Source organism: Blautia sp. 210820-DFI.6.14, assembly GCF_020558815.1.
Taxonomy (GTDB): domain Bacteria; phylum Bacillota; class Clostridia; order Lachnospirales; family Lachnospiraceae; genus Blautia_A; species Blautia_A obeum.
Map to the genome: position 1 here is coordinate 1 of NZ_JAJCKS010000117.1, position 329 is coordinate 329.

Annotated in this window: 1 protein-coding gene; it reads left to right on the forward strand. The window is 37.1% G+C overall.

Going from position 1 to position 329, the window contains the following annotated elements; genetic code table 11:
- Window positions 1-325 (forward strand): IS3 family transposase (locus LI112_RS17990; protein WP_227191219.1); only part of this gene is annotated, 325 nt, incomplete at its 5' end.
- Window positions 326-329 lie beyond the last annotated feature (4 nt).

The following is a 329-nucleotide window of genomic DNA, read 5'->3' on the forward strand; positions in this document are numbered from 1 at the left end:
TGATCCTTCAGAGCATCCTCTAGTTCATTCTGATCGAGGATGTCATTATCGTTGGCCGGAATGGATAAATCTCATGGACAATGCCGGTCTTACCCGCTCTATGTCAAAGAAAGGATGCTCTCCGGATAATTCTGCATGCGAAGGATTTTTTGGTCGTCTAAAGAATGAAATGTTTTATGGAAGAGACTGGAACCATGCATCTATTGATTCATTTATACATAAATTAGACGAATATATACATTGGTATAATGAAACTCGAATTAAAATATCGTTAGGTGGAATGAGTCCATTTCAATATAGACGTAGTTTAGGAATAGCAATTTAGTCCA